Annotated in this window: 19 protein-coding genes and 1 other annotated feature; of the genes, 15 read left to right on the top strand and 4 right to left on the bottom strand. The window is 45.1% G+C overall.

Annotation, left to right across the window (positions count from 1 at the left end):
* Positions 1-5: 5 nt before the first annotated feature.
* Complete coding sequence (locus ACVC9U_RS12935; protein ID WP_075754984.1) at positions 6-818, bottom strand: undecaprenyl-diphosphate phosphatase; 813 nt, start codon at positions 816-818, stop codon at positions 6-8.
* Positions 819-999: 181 nt separating this feature from the next.
* Between ACVC9U_RS12935 and ACVC9U_RS12930 the strand changes: the two genes are divergently transcribed.
* Positions 1,000-1,179, top strand: coding sequence for a YjzC family protein (locus tag ACVC9U_RS12930; RefSeq protein ID WP_003180573.1), 180 nt, complete (start codon positions 1,000-1,002; stop codon positions 1,177-1,179).
* A gap of 68 nt (positions 1,180-1,247) precedes the next feature.
* Here ACVC9U_RS12930 and ACVC9U_RS12925 read toward each other — a convergent pair whose 3' ends face one another.
* Complete coding sequence (locus ACVC9U_RS12925) at positions 1,248-1,442, bottom strand: YjzD family protein (RefSeq protein WP_009328851.1); 195 nt, start codon at positions 1,440-1,442, stop codon at positions 1,248-1,250.
* A 231-nt stretch (positions 1,443-1,673) separates the two neighbouring features.
* On the opposite strand from ACVC9U_RS12925, the gene ACVC9U_RS12920 reads away from it, so the two are divergent.
* From ACVC9U_RS12920 to ACVC9U_RS12905, 4 genes are all read left to right on the top strand, one after another.
* Positions 1,674-2,408: a hypothetical protein gene (locus tag ACVC9U_RS12920; RefSeq protein WP_441391222.1), complete on the top strand. Its 735-nt coding sequence runs from the start codon at positions 1,674-1,676 to the stop codon at positions 2,406-2,408.
* A gap of 86 nt (positions 2,409-2,494) precedes the next feature.
* Entirely contained in the window at positions 2,495-3,070 is a 576-nt protein-coding gene (locus ACVC9U_RS12915) for a hypothetical protein (protein WP_441391130.1), read from the top strand.
* A gap of 86 nt (positions 3,071-3,156) precedes the next feature.
* Entirely contained in the window at positions 3,157-4,110 is a 954-nt protein-coding gene (locus tag ACVC9U_RS12910) for a BMP family ABC transporter substrate-binding protein (RefSeq protein WP_441391128.1), read from the top strand.
* A gap of 10 nt (positions 4,111-4,120) precedes the next feature.
* Positions 4,121-4,306, top strand: coding sequence for a ComZ family protein (locus ACVC9U_RS12905; RefSeq protein ID WP_011197761.1), 186 nt, complete (start codon positions 4,121-4,123; stop codon positions 4,304-4,306).
* A 52-nt stretch (positions 4,307-4,358) separates the two neighbouring features.
* Here ACVC9U_RS12905 and ACVC9U_RS12900 read toward each other — a convergent pair whose 3' ends face one another.
* Positions 4,359-4,607, bottom strand: a complete 249-nt coding sequence (locus ACVC9U_RS12900) for a hypothetical protein (protein WP_441391125.1) — start codon at positions 4,605-4,607, stop codon at positions 4,359-4,361.
* A 168-nt stretch (positions 4,608-4,775) separates the two neighbouring features.
* Here ACVC9U_RS12900 and ACVC9U_RS12895 point away from each other — a divergent pair, with 168 nt between their 5' ends.
* From ACVC9U_RS12895 to ACVC9U_RS12850, 10 genes are all read left to right on the top strand, one after another.
* Positions 4,776-5,714, top strand: a complete 939-nt coding sequence (locus ACVC9U_RS12895) for a beta-ketoacyl-ACP synthase III (RefSeq protein ID WP_075754994.1) — start codon at positions 4,776-4,778, stop codon at positions 5,712-5,714.
* Between the two features lie 21 nt (positions 5,715-5,735).
* Positions 5,736-6,974: a beta-ketoacyl-ACP synthase II gene (gene fabF, locus ACVC9U_RS12890; protein WP_065643384.1), complete on the top strand. Its 1,239-nt coding sequence runs from the start codon at positions 5,736-5,738 to the stop codon at positions 6,972-6,974.
* Positions 6,975-7,059: 85 nt separating this feature from the next.
* Entirely contained in the window at positions 7,060-7,848 is a 789-nt protein-coding gene (locus tag ACVC9U_RS12885; RefSeq protein ID WP_075754996.1) for a DUF2268 domain-containing putative Zn-dependent protease, read from the top strand.
* A gap of 191 nt (positions 7,849-8,039) precedes the next feature.
* Entirely contained in the window at positions 8,040-9,014 is a 975-nt protein-coding gene (locus tag ACVC9U_RS12880; RefSeq protein WP_075753440.1) for an ABC transporter ATP-binding protein, read from the top strand.
* A gap of 42 nt (positions 9,015-9,056) precedes the next feature.
* Entirely contained in the window at positions 9,057-10,040 is a 984-nt protein-coding gene (locus ACVC9U_RS12875; RefSeq protein WP_178388312.1) for an ABC transporter ATP-binding protein, read from the top strand.
* A 111-nt stretch (positions 10,041-10,151) separates the two neighbouring features.
* Positions 10,152-11,795, top strand: coding sequence for a peptide-binding protein (locus ACVC9U_RS12870; protein ID WP_075753436.1), 1,644 nt, complete (start codon positions 10,152-10,154; stop codon positions 11,793-11,795).
* A 78-nt stretch (positions 11,796-11,873) separates the two neighbouring features.
* Positions 11,874-12,824 (top strand): ABC transporter permease, encoded by a 951-nt coding sequence (locus tag ACVC9U_RS12865; protein ID WP_075753434.1) that lies wholly within the window; start codon positions 11,874-11,876, stop codon positions 12,822-12,824.
* A 19-nt stretch (positions 12,825-12,843) separates the two neighbouring features.
* Positions 12,844-13,758, top strand: coding sequence for an oligopeptide ABC transporter permease (opp4C, locus tag ACVC9U_RS12860; protein WP_075753432.1), 915 nt, complete (start codon positions 12,844-12,846; stop codon positions 13,756-13,758).
* A 236-nt stretch (positions 13,759-13,994) separates the two neighbouring features.
* Complete coding sequence (locus ACVC9U_RS12855) at positions 13,995-15,260, top strand: MFS transporter (protein WP_009328836.1); 1,266 nt, start codon at positions 13,995-13,997, stop codon at positions 15,258-15,260.
* 214 nt (positions 15,261-15,474) lie between these two features.
* Entirely contained in the window at positions 15,475-16,227 is a 753-nt protein-coding gene (locus tag ACVC9U_RS12850; RefSeq protein WP_043925616.1) for a YjbA family protein, read from the top strand.
* 244 nt (positions 16,228-16,471) lie between these two features.
* Here the strand turns inward: ACVC9U_RS12850 and trpS are convergent, their stop codons facing one another.
* Positions 16,472-17,464, bottom strand: coding sequence for a tryptophan--tRNA ligase (gene trpS / locus ACVC9U_RS12845; protein ID WP_075753428.1), 993 nt, complete (start codon positions 17,462-17,464; stop codon positions 16,472-16,474).
* Positions 17,465-17,516: 52 nt separating this feature from the next.
* Positions 17,517-17,739 (bottom strand) — a binding site (T-box leader).
* Positions 17,740-17,808 lie beyond the last annotated feature (69 nt).

Genomic DNA, 17,808 nt, shown 5'->3' with positions numbered 1-17,808 from the left:
TTTTTCTAGGCGAATATCAAAACGGCGATGCCGATGACAAAGCAGTAAATCGAGAAATAAACCAAGTTTCCTTTCGCCATAATATTCATGAACCAGCGCAATGAAAAGTATGTAGCGATAATCGATGCGATGAACGCAAACAAATAAGGAAGGAAAAGCACCCCTAAACGCGGATCATGAAAAATATCGGTAATGCTTAAAATGGTCCCGCCAAGACTGACCGGTATGTACAGTAAAAATGAAAACCTGAGCGCGGTTTCAGATTTGAGGCCGAGCGCCATCGCAGGCACGATCGTCGCTCCCGAACGGCTGATGCCGGGAACAAGTGCCACCATTTGCGACAAGCCGATGATCACGGCGTCTCTCAGCCTGATTTCGCCGTCGTTTTTGCGGCCGCGCAAATTGCGAATGAGAAACAATGCCAGACCCGTGATCAGCAAAGTAACCGCGGTAATCCGGACGCCGTCTTTAAAGAAAGCCGAAATCTCATCATCAAATAAAACGCCGATGACACCGGCAGGAATCGTGGCGATGATCAGATAGATGATAAACCTGAAGTCCGCTTTTCCTTTTTCATTTTTTGATGTGACATAAGACAGTCCGTTTACCGCCAGCCTGAAAATATCGTTTTTATAAACGAGCAATACGGCAATTAAAGAACCGGCATTCATCAAAAGCTCAAAACTGAAGCCTTCAATGTTCAGGCCTAAAAAGTGCTGTGCCAGCACCAAGTGGCCGCTTGAAGAAACAGGGATCGGTTCTGTGAACCCCTGAAGCAACCCTAAAAGGATATACTTGATCAACATTAAAAAATCCATGATACTCCTCCGTTTCCCACAAGTTGTGACGCCCTTTTAAAAGACGGAATGAACGGGCGGTTCGTTTCAATTTTCGGAATACTTTTCTCATTAAACTACACAAAGCAAACAGATGTAAAGATAAAATCGACATGTTTTTTGGGAGAGTGGGGCAATCTAATCATAAAAGGGAGTGAAGCAAATGGGACAGCAGCGTCAATTCCGGCCGGGCCAAAAAGCGCCCAATAATGGAGTGTATGTGGAGATCGGCGAAACGGGAAGCATGGTTCAGAACCCTCAGCAAATAAAATTGAGCGCCGGCGAGTTCTTCCCTGAAACCTCCAACCATAACCGGCTCTGGACATATAAAAGAAAGCCTTAAAAAACAGCCGTCTTTTTCGGACGGCTGGCTGTCTAAAGCAAAAAACCCCGCTTTCAAAAGCCGGGGTTTTAATGTTGACTTGCATCCTGTTTAACAGGCATAATTTCTCCAAGAACAATAACGGCTGCGGTGATGATAAAGCCCATAATGACACTGGTTTGAAGGTCATACCCAGCACCGTTCATGGCGCCGACAATATAGCAGGCCATCTGCGTCAAAAGAAATGTCCAGAAAAAAGCGACCACAAATCGCACGTTTCCCACCTCGTCCTTCTCATTCAATTCTAAAACTTATCATACCATATACATAGCCAGCTGGAAAAGACATTTTAGTGAACAAGACAGGGCTTTCAACTCTGTTTTCAGAAATATCAGAAAGGACATTTCATTAAAGTTCATTTTTCATCATGAAGACTGGGACTTTTCCTTATTCGTTTGCTGCACGTACGACATAAAATAATGAGCAGATTACGGCAGGAAGGAGGCAGGCAAGTGATGAAAATAACCGAACGTTTTTTTCAAGTGGATTCAGAATGGAACGTGGTTCATCTTCCGTACAAGCCGAACGGTTTTCTGGTGTTCATTTTCGGCGACCGGAACCATTACGTCGGGGAAGATTCGAGCTTCTGGCTTCAGCATTACGGGAGAAATCAGCTTCTAACGAGCCTGAGCAACAAAGGCTACACCCTGGTAAACAGCAATTTGTTCGGCAGGCACTGGGGCTCCGAAAAAGCGGTTGCATACGCTAAACAGCTGATTCATTACGTGTTCAAACAAGAGATTTTAAATGAAAAAATTCATCTATTGGCGGAAGGCACAGGCGCCCTCATTGCAGATGAGCTCCTTCGCTCGATCCCGAACCAAATACGTTCTGCAGCGATGATTAATCCTTGCCTCGATCTTCAGGCTCATCATAAACGAGAAAAAGAAAACAAGTTTTTCTACAAACAGTTTATTAAAGAAATTGCCGAAAGCTACGGAATTACGGAGCGGGAGGCTGCCGATTATCCGTTCAAAAGCATCTCCCCTTATCACAATCTCGTACCCGTTCATATTTGGCAAAGACTGAACGGCTCACCGTATCCGTATATGATTCATGCCAAAACGTTTGAGGAGCGCCAGATTAAAGGTCGTCACAGCGTGGGGCTTACCCTGCACCTGCCTGAACATCCTCAGCGCATTCATTCAGCAATCGCGAACTTTTTCAAAACGCATGAAAAAGTCTTATAGAGAATAGAATAATAGCAGCCCGAAAATGGTGAAAAGGGCTGTTTTTTGCTTGGTTAAAAAAGCTGAAACGAAAGGTGGTCCATCGAATGAAGCCGGCACTTGTATATGGAGCAGATGAGTTCTTCGGCCTTTCATTTTGTGAACATCTACTTGAAGAGGGTGTTGACATCGATGTAAAGCTGGAACAGACAAGCGACGAAAAAAAGCTGATGTACCTCGAAGAGCGGCTGATGTGGCTTGGAAGAAACCAGCATTTCCGTCTCATCGAAAAAGAGCTTGAAGCCCCGTACGAACAAGTCTTCATCCAATACACAGGCTCAGTGCCGGAAGAAGCGCTGGCTGCCGGCGTTGAAAACAAGCCTGTTATTCTGTTTGTCTATCAAGAACAATTCGAAGAGGATTTACGCGCCGGCATGGAGGAAAAGGGCGTTGAACTGATCGTGCTTCCGGATCTGTTCGGTCCGTGGGACGTCAGGGCAGAGGATAAACAAAACAGGGACGGAGCGCTTTTTGTGAACGACGCGGCCGCACAAGCCGCTGCCTGTGCTGTTGAAAAAGATTTTTCAGATTTGCAGTTTGTACAGGAGACGCCAGCCGATAAAGCCGATGAGATCATTGAAGAATGGAGCAGACAAATGTCTACATTTTTCGACAAAAAATAAGAAAGATCTTCCTAATTTACACTTGAAAGGATACAATAAAGATAGATTTGAATTGCTGTTTTTTTCGAAAGGGAGTTGAACATGGCATGGTGTACAGGCTTGTCGCGATTTTTTTCATTCTCCTGGCGCTAAGCGGCTGCGGACAATCGCCGCTGAAAGGGAAAATTGAAAAAGTCGGTTTGCTTGTCCCTGATACGATAAATGACCAAGTATGGGGAACCAAAGGATATAAAGGATTATTAAGAATACAATCCGTCTATAATGTCGACGTCTATTATAAAGAGGGAATCGATAATGACGCTGCCATTAAAATGGCTGTAGAAGATTTTCATAAAAAAGGCGTCAACCTCATCTACGGGCACGGAAGCGAATATGAAAAAGCCTTTAATGAGATATGCAAAGATTATCCTGATATTCATTTTGTTTTAATGAACTCGAAAGCCGACCACCAAAATGTGACAAGCATATCGCTTGAAGGTGAAGCGATGGGGTTTTTCGGCGGAATGACGGCGGCCCATCAGTCAAAAACAAAGAAAATTGGCGTCCTCGCAACGTATAAATGGCAGCCTGAAGTAGAAGGGTTTGCCGAAGGGGCAAAATACCTCGATCCGGACATTGAGGTAATGACAGAATATGTCGGCCAGTGGGACGACAGCGAAAATGCCGTCAAACTGTATGAAAAAATGAAGAAGGCAGGCGCGGATGTTGTGTATCCGGCCGGGGACGGGTATAATGTCCCTGTCATTGAACAAATCAAAAAGGACGGGCTGTACGCTATCGGCTATGTTAGCGACCAGTCGGAATTGGGTGAGAATGTCGTTTTGACAAGCACCATACAGCATGTAGACGACGCTTATGAACTCACCGCCGATGAGTTTAATAAAGGAACGCTTAAAGGCGGCAAGCGCTCATTTGACATTCAAGACGGCGTCATCGAAATGGGAGAATTCAGCCCTGTTGTCGATCAGTCATTTCAAGAAAAGATGAATCGGCTGATTGACGAATACAAAAAAACAAACAAACTGCCAAACGAACATTGAGGTGATCAAGATGCACGAAAAATCGATGGAATTTTTGCAAATTGCCATGAAGTACGTTCCGGAAGCGAAAGCAGAGATGGAGAAAGCGGGAATCGAACTTTCCCCGGAAATGCTTGAGCCGTTCATGAACTTGTTTACGAAAGTGATGGCCGAGGCTTACGAGCTCGGTAAAGCGGAAGCCGGTTCAGACGCCTGACTTAAACGCCTGCAAACGCTTAAAAAGCCACTTTTCAGAAGAAGTGGCTTTTTTATATGGAAATCTTATTTTTCAAAGCGCTGACCATTGAGCCGATTTCTTTAAACACAGGCTTCAGCTCATCGATCGAATCCATGATTTCTCCAACCTGATTCAACACGTGCATGTAATCGGCTTCCTGGGGAACTTCAGCGTCTTCGGCAGTTTCCGCTTCCGCATCCGCATCCGTCTCCGTTTCTTCATGCCTGCCGGGTGCGTTTGCGCCAAACATCATTTTTGTGAAAAAATCGTCGTTCGCCACTCTTCATCCCTCCTTTTTCATATATATCACTACTATATGAATGTTTTGGTCTGCTAGATTAGACGAATATATTGCCAACTAAAAAAAAATAGGGTAGGATTAGTACCAGATACTAATAATAACCCATAACATTAGTTGGAAAAAATCATGTATAAAGGAGTCTTTCCTATGAAAGCTGGAATTATTGGAATCGGCCGGTACATCCCTGAAAAGGTGCTGACCAATTTCGACTTGGAAAAAATGGTTGAAACTTCTGACGAGTGGATTCGTACAAGAACAGGCATAGAAGAAAGAAGAATCGCAGCTGAAGATGAGAAAACATCCGACATGGCTGTGGCCGCCGCTAGAAGAGCGATGGAAGACGCAAAGATCGAGGCGGAAGATCTTGATATGATTCTCGTCGCCACCGTTACTCCTGATCAGGCATTCCCGACAGTGTCCTGCATGATTCAAGAAAAGCTCGGTGCATTCAATGCCTGTGCGATGGATATCAGCGCAGCGTGCGCCGGTTTTATGTACGGTTTAGTCACTGGAAAACAGTTTATCGAAGCCGGAACGTATAAGCATGTGCTTGTCATCGGAGTTGAAAAGCTCTCAAGCATTACGGACTGGGATGACCGCAATACCGCTGTTCTGTTCGGAGACGGTGCGGGCGCCGCAGTTGTGGGGCCTGTCAGCGACGATAAAGGGATTTTGTCCTTTGAGCTCGGTGCAGACGGCAGAGGCGGAAAGCACTTGTACTTGGATGAAAAAGATCATACAATCATGAATGGCAGAGAAGTGTTCAAGTTTGCCGTCCGCCAAATGGGTGAATCCAGTGTGAATGTCATTGAAAAAGCCGGATTATCCAAAGAGGATGTCGACTTTTTGGTGCCGCATCAAGCCAACATCCGGATCATGGAAGCGGCGCGCGAACGTTTGGAGCTTCCAGTCGAAAAAATGTCTAAAACGGTTCATAAATACGGAAACACATCAGCTGCTTCTATTCCGATTTCTCTTGTGGAAGAGCTTGAAGCTGGTAAAATAAAAGACGGTGACGTCATTGTGATGGTCGGCTTCGGCGGAGGTTTGACATGGGGAGCCATCGCCATGCGCTGGGGCCGCTAAAAGAAAGGTGAGGTGCAACTTATGAATAGTAAAAGAGTAGTCATTACCGGATTAGGAGCTTTATCACCTCTTGGTAATGACGTCAAAACGAGCTGGAACAACGCGGTCAACGGAGTTTCCGGAATCGGCCCGATCACAAGGGTGAACGCGGACGAGTATCCAGCTAAAGTAGCCGCGGAACTGAAAGATTTTAAGATAGAAGATTACATGGATAAAAAAGACGCGAGAAAAATGGACCGCTTCACACAATATGCCGTTGTGTCGGCGAAAATGGCCGTGGAAGACGCGGGGCTCGACATTAACGAGAGCAACGCAGACCGGGTCGGCGTCTGGGTCGGTTCCGGGATCGGCGGCCTTGAAACGCTTGAACAGCAGTTCGAAACATTTTTAACAAAAGGACCGCGGCGCGTCAGCCCGTTCTTTGTACCGATGATGATTCCTGACATGGCGACCGGCCAGATTTCGATCTCTCTCGGTGCAAAAGGGGTCAACTCTTGTACGGTGACGGCTTGCGCGACGGGTACGAACTCAATCGGCGACGCCTTTAAAGTTATTCAGCGCGGCGATGCAGATGTCATGATCTCCGGAGGAACGGAAGCCCCGCTTACAAGAATGTCGTTTGCCGGCTTTTCCGCCAATAAAGCGCTCTCCACTAATCCGGATCCGAAAACGGCAAGCCGTCCGTTTGACAAAAACCGCGACGGCTTCGTCATGGGAGAAGGAGCGGGAATCGTCGTTCTTGAGGAGCTTGAGCACGCGTTAAACCGCGGAGCGACAATCTACGCGGAAGTGGTCGGTTACGGATCAACGGGAGACGCCTATCATATCACGGCTCCTGCGCCAAATGGGGAAGGCGGCGTCAGAGCCATGAAAGAAGCGATCAAAGATGCGGGTCTGTCTCCTGAGAGCATTGATTATATCAATGCGCACGGAACAAGCACGCCGTACAATGATAAATTTGAAACGATCGCCATTAAAGAAGTGTTCGGAGAGCATGCCTACAAGCTTGCCGTCAGCTCGACAAAATCGATGACAGGGCACTTGCTCGGGGCTGCCGGAGGCATCGAAGCGATTTTCTCCGTCCTTGCCATTAAGGAAGGCATCATTCCTCCGACAATCAATATCGAAACGCCTGATGAAGATTGCGATCTGGACTATGTACCGGATCAAGCCCGCCGCCAGGACGTAAATGTTGTACTCAGCAACTCGCTCGGTTTCGGCGGACACAACGCAACGCTGATTTTCAAAAAATATGAATAACCGCAATATAAACGGCTGCCATTTAGATGGTGGCCGTTTTTTTTAGCGTGCATACCATACAGATGAAAAAGGAGTGTGATCTAAAATGAGCATAGCAAGCACGTATGAATGGCTTGAACAGGCTTCATCCGTGCGGGAATTGTCAAGCTTTCTCCTGCCGTATTTTAAAGGCGCTTCAAAAGCGGATGCGGCGGCGATTGTCAGCCACCTGCAGACCCACGGTATGTTCCGTTCGTGGACGGACGGCGAGCGTACGATGAAGCAGCTTAAGAAAAACGGCGTATTTCAGCATGTCAGACGGGAAGAACAGCTGCTCTGCAAAAGATGGAACGGGCCGGATGTTCCGATTTTCATCCTGCCGGTCGATGAAAGAAACCGCAAAATCCGCGTCGAATTCGGCTCGAAATCAGGCCTCGCGTTCAGCGACAAATTATTTTTGTTTTTATCAGCCGATCTTCCCCGGTCATCGATTTCTGCGATCATGACGCACGAATATAATCACGTTTGCCGGTTAGAAAATATGCCGAAAGAAGAAAAAAAGATGACGCTGCTTGATACAATCATTCTCGAAGGCATCGCGGAATATGCCGTTTTCGAACGGTTGGGGGAAGCCGAAACAGCTGCATGGACGTCATATTACTCCGAAAAACAGCTTCGTCATTTCCAGGACCGGTTCGTAAAGCCTCATTTCGAGCTGCGCCGACATGATAGCCGACTATTCTCCAATATTTTATTTGGAAAAGGGCACTACCCCGACATGCTCGGATATGCTGTCGGTTACAGTATTGTAAAAAAATATTTATCGGCTCGAAATTTGAAGGTTGCCGACGTTTTATCCTTTCCGTCAGAAGACTTTATAAAGCTATCGCTTTAAAATACTAAAATTATGGGATTAAATTAATATTATTACAAAAAATCAAAAAACTCCTTGCTTTTGTAATGATTATGTAATAATATACAACTATAAAATTTTAAGACAATTCAGTCATATTAAGAAAATACTAAAAAAGTAATATATTAGTTTTTCGTAATATTTAACTTCTGGTCTATGGAAGGGGAATCTGGATGAGCGCATTGCTGGAAGTCAATGATTTAAAAACTTATTTTTTCAGAAAAAAACAGCCGATACCCGCAGTGGACGGCGTCGATTTTTCAATTAAAAAAGGAGAAACCGTGGCGCTGGTCGGTGAATCGGGATCCGGTAAAAGCATCACGTCTCTGTCAATCATGGGACTCGTCGAGGGCTCGGGCGGAAAGATCATGAACGGTTCCATCAAGCTCGAAGGACGGGATCTCGTTACATACAAAGAACAAGATTTATGCAAGATCCGCGGAAATGAAATCTCGATGATTTTTCAGGAGCCGATGACCTCGCTCAATCCGGTTTTGACGATCGGCGAACAAATCACAGAGGTGCTGATCTATCATAAAAAGCTATCGAAAAAAGAAGCCGCCAAAAAAGCGGTAGAATTATTAAAGCTTGTCGGCTTTTCGAGGGCAGGCGAGCTGATGAAGGAATATCCGCACCGCCTGTCGGGCGGCATGAGGCAGAGGGTGATGATCGCCATTGCCTTAAGCTGCAATCCGAAGCTGCTCATCGCGGATGAACCGACAACAGCGCTTGACGTCACCATTCAAGCCCAAGTGCTGGAACTGATGAAAGACCTATGCGACAAATTCGATACCTCCATACTTCTCATTACCCACGATCTCGGCGTTGTGTCCGAAATTGCGGACCGCGTGATCGTCATGTATTGCGGACAAGTTGTTGAAAATGCCACAGTAGACGAACTATTCGACGAACCCCTGCATCCCTATACAAAAGGACTGTTAAACTCCATCCCTGTTATTGAAGGCTCCATTGAAAAATTAACAGCCATTAAAGGAAATGTGCCGACGCCTGACAATCTTCCGGCCGGCTGCCGGTTTGCTCCGAGGTGTCCGAGCGCGGTCGACAAATGCTGGGGAGCGCAGCCGGGCTTGAAGACGCGTCCGGACGGCCGATCTGTCAGATGTTTTTTATATGAGGAGGGAGAATAAGGGATGACTTCATCAGCTGAACGATTACAGCCCGGACAGGAAATGAGCCCGCAAGAATCCCTTCTGGAGCTGAAAGATGTCAAAAAGTACTTTCCGATCCGCTCAGGGATATTTCAGAAAAAAATCGGCGACGTCAAAGCGGTGGACGGCATCAGCTTTTCGCTTAAACGCGGCGAAACGCTCGGCATTGTCGGTGAATCGGGCTGCGGAAAGTCGACCGCCGGACGGACGATGATCCGCCTTTATAAACCGACGGCAGGGCAGATCTTTTACAAAGGCCGCGACATTTCAAGTTTGTCGGAAGAAGCGTTGAGAAAGAGCGTCCGCAAAAACATCCAGATGGTTTTCCAAGATCCGTTTGCCTCACTGAACCCGAGAAAAACGCTACGTTCCATCATCAAAGAACCCTTCAACACGCATCATATGTACAATTTCAAAGAGCGCAACGAAAAAGCCGAAGAGCTTTTAGCTAAGGTGGGGCTGCACCCGTCGTTTGCGAACCGCTACCCCCACGAATTTTCCGGAGGGCAGCGCCAGCGGATCGGAATCGCGCGGGCGCTGGCTTTAAATCCGGAGCTTATTATCGCCGATGAACCGGTATCCGCATTGGACGTGTCGATCCAGGCTCAAGTGATCAACCTGATGGAAGAGCTTCAGGAAGAATTCAATCTGACATATTTGTTCATTTCCCATGATTTGAGCGTCGTCCGCCATATCAGCGACAGGGTCGGCGTCATGTATCTCGGCAAAATGATGGAGCTGACAGACAAGCATGAGCTGTACGACAACCCGCTACATCCATACACGCAGGCGCTTCTGTCCGCCGTTCCCGTCACTAGGAAGAAAGGCGGGACAAAGCGGGAGCGAATCGTTTTAAAGGGCGAGCTGCCGAGCCCCGCCAACCCTCCGAAAGGCTGTGTCTTTCATACGAGGTGTCCGGCCGCAAAAGCGATTTGCGCGGAAGCCGAACCCGCTTTCAAGGAAGTGAAAACAAACCATTTCGCGGCGTGCCACCTTTACGAATAAAGGGGAAGGGCGTCACATATTAAATCCTTGAGAGGGGGAATGTCTTCTTAAAAAACGGGGGTCAATCGGGTGGAAAGAAGGACAACAGTTTAATAAGGGGGAATTCATAAAATGAGCAAACGCAAAACAGGATTTTCAATTTTAAGCTTGTTGCTGATCTTATCGATCTTTCTAACGGCCTGCAACAGCGGCGAAGTCGGAGGGGACGAAAAAGAAGGCAAATCTGACGGAAAGCCGCAGCAGGGCGGAGATCTGATTGCTGGATCCACAGGTGAACCGACGCTGTTTAATTCACTGTATTCAACTGATACAGCAAGTTCAGATATTGAAAGACTGGTCTACAACACTTTGTTAGACGTTAATGAGAAACTTGAAGTGGAGAACCAGCTTGCTGAGGAAGTAAAAGAATCGGAGGATGGTTTAACATTTGATGTTAAGCTCAAGAAAGGCGTCAAGTTTCATGACGGTGAAGAAATGACAGCTGATGATGTCGTATTTACTTACAGCATTCCGATGAGTGATGACTACGTCGGAGAACGCGGCTCGAACTTTAAAATGATAGAGTCTGTCACGAAAAAAGGTAAATATGAAGTACAGTTTAAATTAAAGAAGCCGGATCCGTATTTTTACAATGTTACACTTGCCAGTTACGGTATTCTGCCTAAGCACATTTTAAAAGATGTACCGATCAGCGAGCTTGGCGAACACGAATTTAATCGAAAGAATCCGGTTGGAACGGGACCGTTTAAATTTAAAGAATGGAAAGAAGGACAATATGTCAAGGTAGAGGCTTTTGATGATTATTATGCCGGACGTCCTCATTTAGATTCGATCACGTATAAAATTATCCCGGATTCAAATGCAGCGCTGTCACAGCTTCAAGCTGGAGATGTCGATTACTTGGTCGTTACGCCAGGACCAGACTATAAAACGACCGAGAAATTTAACAATGTGAAGATGGAAACCGATTTAGGTCTGAATTATACGTATATCGGCTGGAACGAAAGAAATGAGCTGTTTAAAGATAAAAAGGTTCGCCAAGCATTAACACATGCGCTTGACCGCCAGGCGCTCGTTGACCAAGTTCTTGATGGAGATGGGGAAATCGCAAACATCCCGGAAAGCCCGCTTTCATGGAACTATCCGGATAACAAAGATAAGTTTAAAACGTTTGAATACGATCCAGAGAAAGCAAAAAAACTGCTCAAAGAAGCCGGATGGACAGACTCAGATGGTGATGGGATTTTAGATAAGGACGGCAAAAAGTTTTCTTTCGTTATTAAAACGAACCAAGGAAACAAAACACGTGAAGACCTCGCGGTTGTTGTTCAGCAGCAATTAAAAGAAATTGGTATTCAAGCAAAACCGCAGATTGTTGAATGGAGCGCTTTAATTGAACAAATGAACCCGCCGAATTGGGATTTTGATGCGATGATCATGGGCTGGAGCCTTGCTACGTTCCCTGATCAGAGCAACATTTTCCATTCGAAAGAAGCTGAAAAAGGACTAAACTATGTTTGGTATCAAAATAAAAAGCTTGATAAACTTCTGGATGAAGCTAAAACGTTGAAGGACCGTGAAGAATATAAAAAGGCGTATGAAGATATTTACGAAATTCTGGCGGAAGATCAGCCGTATACATTCTTGTATTATACGAATTACCATAGAGCGATGCCAAAAAATATGAAAGGTTACGTATTCCATCCGAAAGAAGATTTCTATAAAGCCGAAGACTGGTGGCTGGATCAAAAATAACGAGAATCCCTTGAGGGAAGTGTAGCTTGCAGCTTCCTTCCCTTCATTCTTAATGACTTTTAAAAAAGGGGATAAAAAATGATTACATATATCATTCGAAGGACGCTCATGTCGATTCCAATATTATTTGGCATTACGATTTTGTCATTTGCGATTATGAAAGCAGCGCCGGGAGATCCAATGGCATTGATGATGGATCCGACCATCAGCGCGGGAGACCGCGAAAAATTCATTGAAAAATACGGGTTGGATGAACCTGAACCCGTTCAATATTTAAAGTGGCTCGGAAATATGGTTCAAGGCGACTTCGGTACTTCAATCGTCAGAAAAGGAACGCCAGTGACCGATTTGATTATGGCGAGACTGCCGAATACGTTATTGTTAATGCTCGTTTCAACCATTTTGGCTCTCCTCATCTCGATCCCGCTTGGAGTGCTTTCAGCTAGGCGGCCATATTCTAAATTGGATTATGGCATCACATTCACATCATTTATCGGTCTTGCCGTCCCAAATTTTTGGCTTGGACTGATTCTAATCATGTTTCTTGCTGTCAATTTAGGATGGTTTCCAACCGGAGGCGTTATGACTCTAAATGCTGATTTTAGTTTATGGGATCGCATTCATCATTTAATTTTGCCTGCATTCGTTCTGGCGACCGCAGATATGGCGGGACTCACCCGCTACACGAGATCGAGCATGCTTGATGTGCTCAGACAAGACTACATGCGGACGGCGAGGGCAAAGGGTTTTAAAGAAAATCGTGTCGTGTACAAGCATGGGCTTCGAAATGGTTTGCTTCCGGTTATTACGATCTTTGGTCTGATGATTCCTTCTTTCATCGGCGGAGCTGTCGTTACTGAACAGATTTTCAGTTGGCCAGGACTTGGCAAGCTGTTTGTCGACTCTGCTTTCCAGAGGGACTATCCTGTCATTATGGCAATGACGGTTATTTCAGCCACGCTTGTTGTCATTGGGAATTTAGTTGCGGATATTCTTTATGCAATGGTCGATCCGCGGATTGAGTATTAATGAAGGAGGGAATTGATTCATGACACAGCCAAATCCATCGACACCTTCGCCGGAGATCACATTGCAGGAAAATGTCGCACCAAAGCCCGAGACAATGACAAAAATCTTTTTTGAAAAGTTTTATAAAAACAAGCTGGCGGTAATTGGAGGAGTTTTATTATCTATTATTATCCTATCAGCGATTTTTGCTCCGGTGATCGCTCCATACCCGCCGGAACAGCAAAACCTGCTGAATAAGCTAAAACCGCCAAGTGGTGAACATCTAATGGGAACAGACAAGTTTGGCCGAGATATTTTCAGCCGTTTACTTTATGGGGCTCGGGTTTCTTTACTTGTAGGCTTTGCCTCTGTACTTGGATCGATTACGATAGGTACGGTGGTCGGCGCAATCGCCGGCTACTTTGGCGGAATAATCGATGCCATTATGATGAGGCTGGTGGATATTGTATTATCCATACCCGACATCTTTCTGTTAATCACACTGGTCACCATCTTCCAGCCGGGCATAGATAAACTGATTTTAATATTCGCCTTGACGAGATGGACGACGACGGCGCGCCTTGTGCGGAGTGAATTTTTGTCCTTGAGGTCGAGGGAGTTCGTCTTGGCGGCGAAAACGATCGGCACAAGAAATTACAAAATCATTTTTTCTCACATCCTTCCGAATGCGATGGGGCCGATTATCGTTGCTGCGACGCTTTCCGTCGGTACCGTAATCCTTGCGGAATCGGCATTAAGCTATCTTGGATTCGGGGTTCAGCCGCCGATGGCAAGCTGGGGCAATATGCTTCAGGATGCACAGAACTTTACGATCATGATCCAGGCGTGGTGGTACCCGCTGTTCCCGGGCCTGATGATTCTGCTCACTGTGCTGTGCTTCAACTTCTTAGGCGACGGACTCCGCGATGCGCTTGATCCGAAGAATATTAAATGATCTGTGCAGTGTATTATAGGGGCAATATTTAAACAAAAGGGAAGGTTATAAATTTAGCTTTCAATGAATCTTCCCTTTCTGTTAATGATGAGTGATGTACCAAAGGTAATCATCATTCGTAAATCTTTGGCTTCTCACTTTGTTCGCAGGTCTTCCAACTCGGAACTGTTAGATGAGGAAATGGGCGCCGTAGCAAAAAAATAAATCGCTTTGTTAAATGAATAGAGGTATTAACGATGTTAAGCGTATTGAAAAATAAAAACTTTTTATTCTTGATATTGGGGCGTTTGGTAACCAATATTGGGGACAGTATGTATACAGTTGCGGCAATGTGGCTTGTGTTTGATTTATCAAAAAGTACATTTTATTCCGGATTAGCTGGTTTTTTGACGATGTTCCCAACTGTTTTGCAATTTTTAACAGGTCCGATTGTTGATAAAGTCAGATTAAATAAAGTTTTGGTTTGGAGTCAACTCATTCAAGCTATTCTGGTGTTGATTATTCCGTTTTTTTATTTCAGTGGATATTTGAACATTTGGATCATCATGATGATTATGCCTCTTATCGTATTCATTGAGCAATTTACTTATCCTGCGCAATCTGCCGCACTGCCTAAAATCATCAAAAGTCAAGATCTGGTTAAAGCAAACTCAATTATGTCATTTTCATATCAGGGTACAGATATTATATTTACTGGTATTGCAGGTATTGTGATTGCTTCGGCAGGAGCTATAAGCATATACTTAGTTGACTCTTTCACTTTTTTGTTAGCGGCGCTGTTTTTTAAGTGCGTAAAATTAGAACAAAAAAATGAGATAGAACATAAGCCCCGATTCCACTTCAAAAAAGTCATACACAATTATACAACGGATATAAAAGAGGGATTTACACTCATTCGTCATTCCCTCATTCCAAAAATCCTCTTGGGCTCGATGATTTCCAATTTCATGCTTAGTGCGACGATTGTGATTTTGCCAAGCTTCTCTTCGATTAGAGGAGGAGAAGAATACTATGGATATTATTTGGCTTCCATGTCATGCGGTTTACTGTTAGGTTCAATATTCGCAACAGTGTTTGGCCGATTCTCGATAGGATCACTTACGATATACGGATTTTTCATTTCAGGGGTTTTATGGAGTATTTCGGCGATCGCCACCTCTTCATACATATCGATTATTTTATTTGGTTTGTCTCAAATATCCATCGGCGTGACAAACGTCATTTTCATGTCCATTTTGCAAAGCATACTGCCGGAAGAGTTTATAGGGAGAGTTTTTTCTTTTATCGCAAGTTTGACAAGCATAGCAGCTCCTTTTGGATCTTTGCTGGGAGGGTTTACCGCGTCATTGATCGGCAGCGATAAGGTTTTCTTTATAGGAGGAATTGCCATGCTGTTTGTATCTGTTTATTGGGTGTTTCAGTCTTCTTTAAGATCAATTCCTTCATCAGAAAAAATAAACGCTAAAGAATACAGCTTTTTTACAAACGTGTTGAATAAATAATGTGTGAATTGCTTCATTCAGTCATCATGATTTTGCCCATTGTCTGGACTCCGCGATGCGCTTGATCCGAAGAATATGAAATAAAAAGCTGAGGGATTGCCGCCCTTGGCTTTTTTTTAACGGCGATTGCCATAATCTCATCCGCTTGGAATAAATTCCTTCCCCCTTGCCTATACTGTGGACAACAGTTTTTATTAAAAGTGAGGGGTTAGAAATGTTGTTTCTTCATGATGTGTGGGTGAATTGGTTTGAGGGAGAAGAAAATGGCTACAACGTCTGCCACTTTCATGAATGGCGGAAGGAAGACAGTGTTGAATTGCTTGACCAGGTGCCCTTGTTAAGGGTGTCGTCTGTTTTGTTTCACTACATAGAAAATGATTTGTCAGAGCTTCCGGCCGAATTATTGAACGATGTTCATCAAAAAGCATATATTCGCAAAAATCATGAGCGGACACAGCTTGATCATTGTTTCGTCGTAACGGACGGCATCGGTATTCTCGCGGTCGATACGGCCGGTTACACAATACCGGTAAGAAAAAGCCGCCTCATCCCGAGACAGGAGCAGCTCGTTTATGAAATGGTGAAGGACGTTGAAGCGGAAACTTACGAGTTTGCACCAGAGAAGCTGCAATCTTCCAAAGAATACCACATTTTATCTTTATCACCGGAGCATGTCAGAGGATTAACGAGAAAAGAACGCCAGCTCAAACAGCTGCTGTTCATGGCGCTCGATCAGCTCAAAGGGCTCCAAAACCGGGCCGAGATCGCCTATTGGTACACCGAATGGAATCCGTATATGTATGAACAGATCAAGCGCATGACATTTGAAGAAATTTGGGACATGCTTTTCAATGAGACAATCGACGGATGGTCAGACAAACACAGGGACTTTTGTGAAAATTTGATTAAAGGACAGCCGTTTTTTGAAAAGCTTTGGGAAATTGAGAATGAGTCTAAAGTCAACTAAATTAAGAATCAAGACTGCCGGAAGTGCGGCGGTCTTTTTATTTGCAAAAGCAAAAATTCTATATTGAAAAATAAAAAATATGAGCTGTCTTTCTGACAAAGCGGTCAATGAAGGACTGGAGACATGTGTTTTGAATCATTTATTATAGAAATATCGTGATCCGGAGGCAAGTGAATGCGGAGCTGCGGCTGTTCTCTATGAAAAACACCTTCCGATTATCGTACAATCAGAAGGTGTTTTTGGATCAGCGTCTTTTTCGGCCGAGCCCCATCGCGTTTTCCATTTTTTTCAGCATCTTGTTTGCTGTTTGATTTGCGCGTTCGGCGCCTTCGTCCAAAATCCGGTCCAGTTCTTCAGATTCGATCAATTCGTGGTAACGGTCTTGAATCGGCTTCAGCGCGCCGATGACGACTTCAGCAAGGTCTGATTTAAATATGCCGTAGCCTTTGCCTTCGTATTTTGCTTCAAGCTCTTCGATTGAGACTTGTCCGAGAATCGAATAGATCGTTAGAAGGTTGGATACACCGGGTTTGTTTTCTTTATCATATTTGACGATTCCGTCGGAATCCGTGACAGCGCTTTTGATTTTTTTCTCAAGCTGTTTTGGTTCGTCGAGCAGGGTGATGAACGCTTTTTGGTTCGGATCGGATTTGCTCATTTTTTTGAGCGGATCGGCAAGCGACATAATGCGGGCGCCGACCTTCGGTATTTTAACCTCCGGAACCGTGAAAATGTCATTATATTTCTTATTGAAACGCTCCGCCAAGTTCCGGGTTAATTCAAGATGCTGCTTCTGATCTTCTCCGACAGGGACGACGTCTGTTCCGTAAAGCAGAATGTCCGCCGCCATTAATGGAGGATATGTCAAAAGCCCGGAGACGACGGCTTCTTTTCCGGCTGATTTATCTTTGTACTGCGTCATCCGCTCAAGCTCGCCGATGTAGGAGACACACTGAAGCATCCATCCCGCCTGGGCGTGTGCAGGCACTTCCGATTGGATAAACAGCGTCGCTTTTTTCGGATCGAGGCCGATCGCCAAATACAGTGCGGCAAGGTTCCGGATGTTCTTTCTCAGCGCGAACCGGTCCTGCGGGACTGTGATCGCGTGCTGATCGACGATGCAGAAGTAACAGTTGTAGTCATCCTGCAAGTCGACAAACTGCTTCATCGCTCCGATATAGTTGCCGAGGGTGACAGAGCCGCTCGGCTGGATACCGGAAAAAATCGTTTTTTTCATGTGAATCCCTCTTTCCATTTCAAAATAAAAAGGCCCATTCTTCCCTTAAAAGAAAAGGGACGAATGAACCGTGGTACCACCCTGATTATTTCATTATGGTCAAAATGAAATCGCTCTAGACGTTTGTAACGGAGTCTTCTCCGGCTGAGCCTACTTAAACCGTGTTCGGTCAGCTGCTCCGAAGCCCATTCCACATTCGCCATTATCCGCTCCCAGCACCGCGGACTCTCTTTAAATGGGGAGAAATGTGTACTCTTCTTCTTCATCGCATGTTATTCATAATTTTATTATATATAAATTTTAAATGAAAGTCGACAGCGTCGGGGAAAAGAAAACGAATACCG

It is taken from the genome of Bacillus sp. GM2, assembly GCF_056155945.1.
This window is presented reverse-complemented; position numbering and strand designations above follow the sequence as displayed.